We start from the raw sequence: 5,545 nt of genomic DNA, 5'->3' as shown, positions 1-5,545 counted from the left end.
CCCCCTGTGCCCCTCTCCCACTCTCCCATCTCCCCCCGTCCCTAAATTGCGATCGCAATTAGCGGTAGAAATATGTCAAACTTTTCTGTAGAGATTCATTGCAGGTGACTTATGGCACAACGGACTTGGTTAGGAGATATACTCAAACCCCTTAACTCAGAATACGGTAAGGTAGCCCCCGGCTGGGGAACCACGCTATTGATGAGCGTGTTCATTGGACTGTTTTTCGTGTTCTTGTTGATTATTTTGCAAATCTACAACTCTTCGCTGATTCTGGAGAATGTGGATATGGATTGGTCGAGTCTCGGCCGCTAAAAATTGAGCACAAAACATTAAGGCTAAAAGTAAAAGCTGAGGGTTGAGGAGAAAGGGTAAAAGCTAAGTTTTTTCCGTTTTTCCTTACCCTTTCCGATTACTTTAGCCCTAAATAAACAGGAACTAACTAAACAAATTGCAGGAGAAAAAAATGAATATTTTTGGCATTGGTTTGCCGGAAATGGCAGTAATTTTTACGATCGCCTTGTTGGTATTCGGCCCGAAAAAATTGCCAGAAATCGGTCGCAGTATGGGCAAGGCAATTCGGGGATTTCAGGATGCTTCGCGGGATTTTGAGTCAGAGTTCAAGCGGGAAGCCAAGCAGTTAGAAGAAGCTGTCGCCAGCAAGCCGGAACCAGAAAAACTCGCGGCTGCTAAGGAAGATACCGCAGACATTTAAATGAACAACACTCAGAAGTCGGAAACACCAGCGGAGTTAGTGATTCCCCAGTTAATAGTTGGCTTGGGAAATCCCGAACCTAAATACGATCGCACCCGACACAACATAGGCTTTAATGCTGTCGATGCCTTGGCTAAATCTTGGCAGATTTCGCTGTCGGAAAATCGCAAATTTCAAGGCATATTTGGCGAGGGAAACCGGCCGCGGGGACAGAAAATCCGCTTGCTGAAACCGCTTACTTACATGAATCTGTCGGGCCAAGCGATTCGGGCGGCGGCGGATTGGTACAAAATACCTGCGGAGTCTGTGTTAGTAGTATACGACGATATGGATTTGCCGATCGGGAAATTGAGAATGCGGCTTGCCGGTTCTGCAGGCGGACACAACGGCATGAAATCGACAATTTCTCATTTGGGCACAGACAAATTTCCCCGCTTGCGTATCGGCATCGGCAAACCTCAAAACGATGCTGCTAAAAATGAGAAAGATACGATTTCCTTCGTGTTAGGAAAATTTTCCTCAGAGGAAAGTCAGTTAGTAGAGAAAGTGCTTAAACTGGTTGTAGAAGCTGTGGAACTAAGTCTGCACCAAGGAGTAGAAAAAGCCATGAGCCTTTACAACAATCGCACAATTGCAGAAACAAACGCGGAAACAAAAAGGTGAGTTCGAGACGTTTGCCTGAAACAACAGCATATGTTCGAGTTACTGGCCAATCTTGGCAAAAAGGCACGATTGAGGGTGAAGTAAGTGCCGGCAATTTTGAGTGGCAGTTTCAGTGGCGTTTCACCGCAGAAAAAACACTGATACTTGAGCCTTCTCAGGGTAGGGCATTGATTCAGGAACCGCTGCACCGTTTTCTGGAGAAATGGGATTATCAGCTTGAACCAGGTGGCGATTATTCGTTTACGGTTCGGGCTGAGTTTTAATATTCATATTTATTTGGGAATAACTCTTGACATATTATGCTAAATCTAGCATAATAGAAGTATAGCTCTAAAGAGGAATCGATGTATGAGAAAAAAATTGTACGGTAAACATGAGAAAAAAATCAGTCAAAACGATTGTATGGATCGGAAGTTCTCTAAACGATCTTAAAGAATTTCCTGAAGATGTACATGACATCATGGGCTATGCTCTGTATCTAGCACAAACAGGAGGAAAACACCAATCTGCTAAACCTCTCAAAGGGTTTGGAGGTGCAAAAGTTTTAGAAATTACCGATGACTGTGATGGGGATACCTATCGAGCTGTTTACACGGTAAAGTTTGCAGATACAGTGTATGTTTTGCACGCTTTCCAGAAAAAGTCTAAACAAGGAATTGCTACACCGCAACAAGATATTAAGTTAATCCAAGAGAGGCTAAAACGAGCTCAAGAACATTACGAAGAGTTCAAGAGTAAGTAAGACTGGAATCAGTAGTGATAAGAGTAGCTTATATTTCTAAATAAGCTGGAAATAGACGGCTTCTTATCACTACTTTTTCAGGAATAACTAAGACCATATAAGGGGGAAATCATGAGTAAGGAGATCGATATTCAAGTTAGTAGTGGCAATATATTTGCTGATTTGGGTATGCCTAATTCTGATGAAATGCTGATGAAGGCTGAATTGGTACGGCAGATAACTGAAATCGTCAGTCAAAGGAAACTGAATCAACTTCAAGCAGCAGAAGTATTAGGAATTGACCAGCCAAAGGTGTCAGCGTTGATGAGAGGAAAGCTGATAGGTTTTTCAACAGAAAGGTTGTTTCGATTTTTAAATGCGTTAGGGTGCGATGTGCAAATTGTCGTGAAGAAAAAGCTCGACTCGCCAGCGGTCGCAGGAATTAGTGTTGTTAGCATCTGATATCTGAATATTCACTTTTTTGTATGATTCACATTCTTGCCATTCACTTTGATAAATTGGCGGTTTGTCAGCAAATCAGGTGGCGTCGCTTCTCGGTAAGCCCCGCAATAATACATTGTCAAAACAGCTTTGTAAGCCCAGTGATTGGAAGGTACATCAGTAAAAGGATTGGGCAGAGTTGCAGCCTGATTCTGGACGCAAGCATTGAGAATTTGTTCTCGCGCTGGCTGCACTTGAACTAAATAATTATTTGGCTTGACTTGAGCGGTAGTTTGTGCTTTTACAGGAGCAGAAAAGCTGGCACTAATTAGCAGTATAGCGGCCGCAAAAATCGTGAGTTTCATAGGGAATTGGGAATTGGGAATTGGGAATTGGGAATTGGGAATTGGGAATTGGGAATTGGGAATTGGGAATTATCATCCATAAATAAAAACCAACAACTGACAACCAACAACTGACAACTGACAACTGACAACTGACAACTGACAACTGACAACTGACTACTAACTACTGACTGATTTTCGCATTCCCAAAGCCAATACACTCAAAAACAACAGCCCCACTGCGCCAGCTAGCGGATTGCCGTTAACTCCTGTCACCCAGTCGGGTACCGATCCCGAATATCGCACTAACTGCCCGATGTTAATGATGTAATATCCCCAGATTAAACCTGCATGAAGCCCGATCGACAAACCGAGACGATTTTGGCGCGATCTTTTTCCCAAAACCAGTATCAAACCCAGCAGCAACAACCCCGGAAACTGCGGCCAACTCCGCAGCATTGCGGCAACAGGTTTGAGAAAATGAGATAAGGCAAACACCAGGCTATTCGCCCACAGAGATATTTTATAATTGTAATCGCGCTGCAACTCGTCCAGCAACCAACCCCGGAATACCAACTCCTCGGCAAAACCGACTCCAAGGGCGCTTAACAGCCCTTCTGCGATGATTCTCGGCAAATTATCTGAATTTTGCCACGCGAGTAAGCCGAACAGCCCTTGCACCGCAAATAAGCTGAAAGTAAGCAAAAGCCCGATCGCCAATCCGATTAACAACTCGAAACCGTTTTTTCGCGTATTGATTAAACCGTAACCTTTGAGCAATTTGGTTTGTCCGTAAACTTTTTTTCCCCAGCGCGGCACTAAGAACAGAAATTCTGCAAACAGCAATCCCATTGTCAGAATAGTTGCTAAGTTGCTGTCTTTAACTAAAAGATAAATTGGTGCTGCTAGCGGCAGCCAAATTGCTAGCAAGATTAATAGGAAAATTATTACACGTAAAGGAAATGGATAACTGGCTATTATTTGGAGGCGGTTAATCATTGTTGTAAATTAAACAGGTTTTACATGATATCTGTAGGGACACAGCATTGCTGTGTCCTTACCAGGATTAGGACACAGCATTGCTGTGTCCCTACCCGGATTCTAAACACACCATTGCCGTACCCCTAATGTACAAAGCAGACGGAAAAAGCTAGAATGGCATCGTATCGGTTGAAACTTTAAGTGAAGCAAAGCTATAACATCAGGTAACAATGACTGAAGCCTCGGATTTTTCAAATGTCGATCGAGAATTAGATGACACAATTTTAAGCTTCGCAGACATTCAGGCAGAACTCAACCTGCGCCACGCTAAAGATGCTCTGCGAGATATAGTAGAAAATCTCGACTTGACACTTCAAGAGCGAACTGGACTGGAACCGGAAATTGGCGGGTTGGAGAAAATGCTCGACAAGCTAGAGCGCGCTTGCGTGCAAATAGCTGTGTTTGGGATGGTGGGAAGGGGAAAATCTTCGGTTTTGAACGCGCTGCTGGGTCAAAATGTGTTTGAAACTGGCCCGACTCACGGGGTGACTCGCACGACGACTATCGGGCAGTGGGATGTCGGAGAGGGAATTGATGAGAATTTGCCCGATCGACTTTCGCCAGTTATTTACCGTTTGTCGCAAGTTGAATTAGTCGATACTCCGGGAATAGATGAAGTTGACGGCGAAACTCGCGAACTTTTAGCCCGCCGCGTTGCTAAACAAGCAGATTTGATTTTGTTTGTGGTGGCTGGCGACATTACGAAGGTGGAATACGCAGCACTTTCGCAGTTGCGGGAAGCCGGAAAACCGATGTTATTAGTGTTTAATAAAATTGACCAGTATCCCGATGCAGACAGGCTGGCAATTTATCATAAAATTCGAGACGATCGCGTGAGAGAATTGTTATCTCCCGATGAAATTGTGATGGCGGCGGCTTCGCCTTTGACGGCGAGGGCGGTGCGCCGTCCTGACGGAAGTATGGGCGTGCAAATGACTCGCAGTTTGCCACAAGTGCAAGATTTAAAATTAAAGATTTTGGAGATTTTAGACCGGGAAGGCAAATCTTTGGTGGCGCTGAATACGATGCTTTGTGCGGGGGATATTAACGAGCAGTTGGTGCAGCGAAAAATGGAGATTCGAGATGACGCGGCTAATCGAATTATCTGGAATGGAGTAATGACGAAATCGGTGGCGATCGCACTTAATCCAATTACTGTAGTTGATATTCTTAGCGGTGCGGTAATTGATGTGGTGATGATATTAACTTTATCTAAAGTTTACGGCATTGCGATGACGGAAGCGGGCGCGGTGGAATTGCTGCAAAAGATTGCGATTAGTATGGGCGGGATTACTGCGGGTGAATTGTTGGCTAATTTTGGTTTGAGTTCTTTGAAAGGATTGTTGGGTTTGGCGACGCCGGCGACGGGGGGTTTGGCTTTAGCGCCTTATTTGTCTGTAGCGGTGACGCAAGCTGCGATCGCGGGGGTTTCTTCCTACGGAATCGGTCAAGTTACTAAGGCTTATTTGGCTAATGGTGCTTCTTGGGGAGATGACGGGCCAAAGGCTGTTGTGAGCAAGATTTTGTCTTCTTTGGATGATGATTCTATTTTAAATCGGATTAAGGAGGAGTTGCGGGCTAAGTTGGATTTGGGAAGTGTGGAAAAACAGAAATCTTAGT

At 44.4% G+C, this 5,545-nt stretch carries 9 protein-coding genes; 7 read left to right on the top strand and 2 right to left on the bottom strand.

Annotated elements, in window-relative coordinates:
- Positions 1 to 111: 111 nt before the first annotated feature.
- From psbH to QUA56_RS35955, 6 genes are all read left to right on the top strand, one after another.
- Positions 112 to 315, top strand: coding sequence for a photosystem II reaction center phosphoprotein PsbH (psbH, locus tag QUA56_RS35980; protein WP_172189685.1), 204 nt, complete (start codon positions 112 to 114; stop codon positions 313 to 315).
- 151 nt (positions 316 to 466) lie between these two features.
- Positions 467 to 715, top strand: coding sequence for a TatA/E family twin arginine-targeting protein translocase (locus QUA56_RS35975; RefSeq protein WP_333303434.1), 249 nt, complete (start codon positions 467 to 469; stop codon positions 713 to 715).
- Entirely contained in the window at positions 716 to 1,378 is a 663-nt protein-coding gene (gene pth / locus QUA56_RS35970) for an aminoacyl-tRNA hydrolase (RefSeq protein WP_333368660.1), read from the top strand.
- Positions 1,375 to 1,641 (top strand): DUF3146 family protein, encoded by a 267-nt coding sequence (locus tag QUA56_RS35965; RefSeq protein WP_332981061.1) that lies wholly within the window; start codon positions 1,375 to 1,377, stop codon positions 1,639 to 1,641. The genes pth and QUA56_RS35965 overlap by 4 nt, the downstream gene beginning before the upstream one ends.
- Positions 1,642 to 1,751: 110 nt before the next feature.
- Positions 1,752 to 2,120 carry a type II toxin-antitoxin system RelE/ParE family toxin gene (locus tag QUA56_RS35960; RefSeq protein WP_333368657.1) on the top strand — a complete coding sequence of 123 codons (369 nt, stop codon included), beginning with the start codon at positions 1,752 to 1,754 and terminating at the stop codon, positions 2,118 to 2,120.
- Positions 2,121 to 2,231: 111 nt separating this feature from the next.
- Positions 2,232 to 2,561, top strand: coding sequence for a helix-turn-helix transcriptional regulator (locus tag QUA56_RS35955; protein WP_333368654.1), 330 nt, complete (start codon positions 2,232 to 2,234; stop codon positions 2,559 to 2,561).
- 11 nt (positions 2,562 to 2,572) lie between these two features.
- On the opposite strand, the gene QUA56_RS35950 is transcribed toward QUA56_RS35955, so the two are convergent.
- Positions 2,573 to 2,905, bottom strand: a complete 333-nt coding sequence (locus tag QUA56_RS35950) for an S-layer protein (protein ID WP_333368651.1) — start codon at positions 2,903 to 2,905, stop codon at positions 2,573 to 2,575.
- A gap of 159 nt (positions 2,906 to 3,064) precedes the next feature.
- Positions 3,065 to 3,883, bottom strand: a complete 819-nt coding sequence (locus QUA56_RS35945; RefSeq protein ID WP_333368648.1) for a CPBP family intramembrane glutamic endopeptidase — start codon at positions 3,881 to 3,883, stop codon at positions 3,065 to 3,067.
- A gap of 212 nt (positions 3,884 to 4,095) precedes the next feature.
- Between QUA56_RS35945 and QUA56_RS35940 the strand changes: the two genes are divergently transcribed.
- Positions 4,096 to 5,544 (top strand): GTP-binding protein, encoded by a 1,449-nt coding sequence (locus QUA56_RS35940; RefSeq protein WP_333368645.1) that lies wholly within the window; start codon positions 4,096 to 4,098, stop codon positions 5,542 to 5,544.
- The last annotated feature ends 1 nt before the right edge of the window (position 5,545 follow it).

Origin of the sequence: Microcoleus sp. N3A4, assembly GCF_036701805.1 — a bacterium.
Lineage (GTDB): Bacteria > Cyanobacteriota > Cyanobacteriia > Cyanobacteriales > Microcoleaceae > Microcoleus.
This window is presented reverse-complemented; position numbering and strand designations above follow the sequence as displayed.

Excerpts from the sequence above, each read along its gene's own strand:
- pth (WP_333368660.1), top strand. The coding sequence starts at position 716 with ATGAACAACACTCAGAAGTCGGAAACACCAGCGGAGTTAGTGATTCCC.
- QUA56_RS35960 (WP_333368657.1), top strand. The coding sequence starts at position 1,752 with ATGAGAAAAAAATCAGTCAAAACGATTGTATGGATCGGAAGTTCTCTA.
- psbH (WP_172189685.1), top strand. The coding sequence starts at position 112 with ATGGCACAACGGACTTGGTTAGGAGATATACTCAAACCCCTTAACTCA.
- QUA56_RS35950 (WP_333368651.1), bottom strand. The coding sequence starts at position 2,905 with ATGAAACTCACGATTTTTGCGGCCGCTATACTGCTAATTAGTGCCAGC.
- QUA56_RS35945 (WP_333368648.1), bottom strand. The coding sequence starts at position 3,883 with ATGATTAACCGCCTCCAAATAATAGCCAGTTATCCATTTCCTTTACGT.
- QUA56_RS35955 (WP_333368654.1), top strand. The coding sequence starts at position 2,232 with ATGAGTAAGGAGATCGATATTCAAGTTAGTAGTGGCAATATATTTGCT.
- QUA56_RS35975 (WP_333303434.1), top strand. The coding sequence starts at position 467 with ATGAATATTTTTGGCATTGGTTTGCCGGAAATGGCAGTAATTTTTACG.
- QUA56_RS35940 (WP_333368645.1), top strand. The coding sequence starts at position 4,096 with ATGACTGAAGCCTCGGATTTTTCAAATGTCGATCGAGAATTAGATGAC.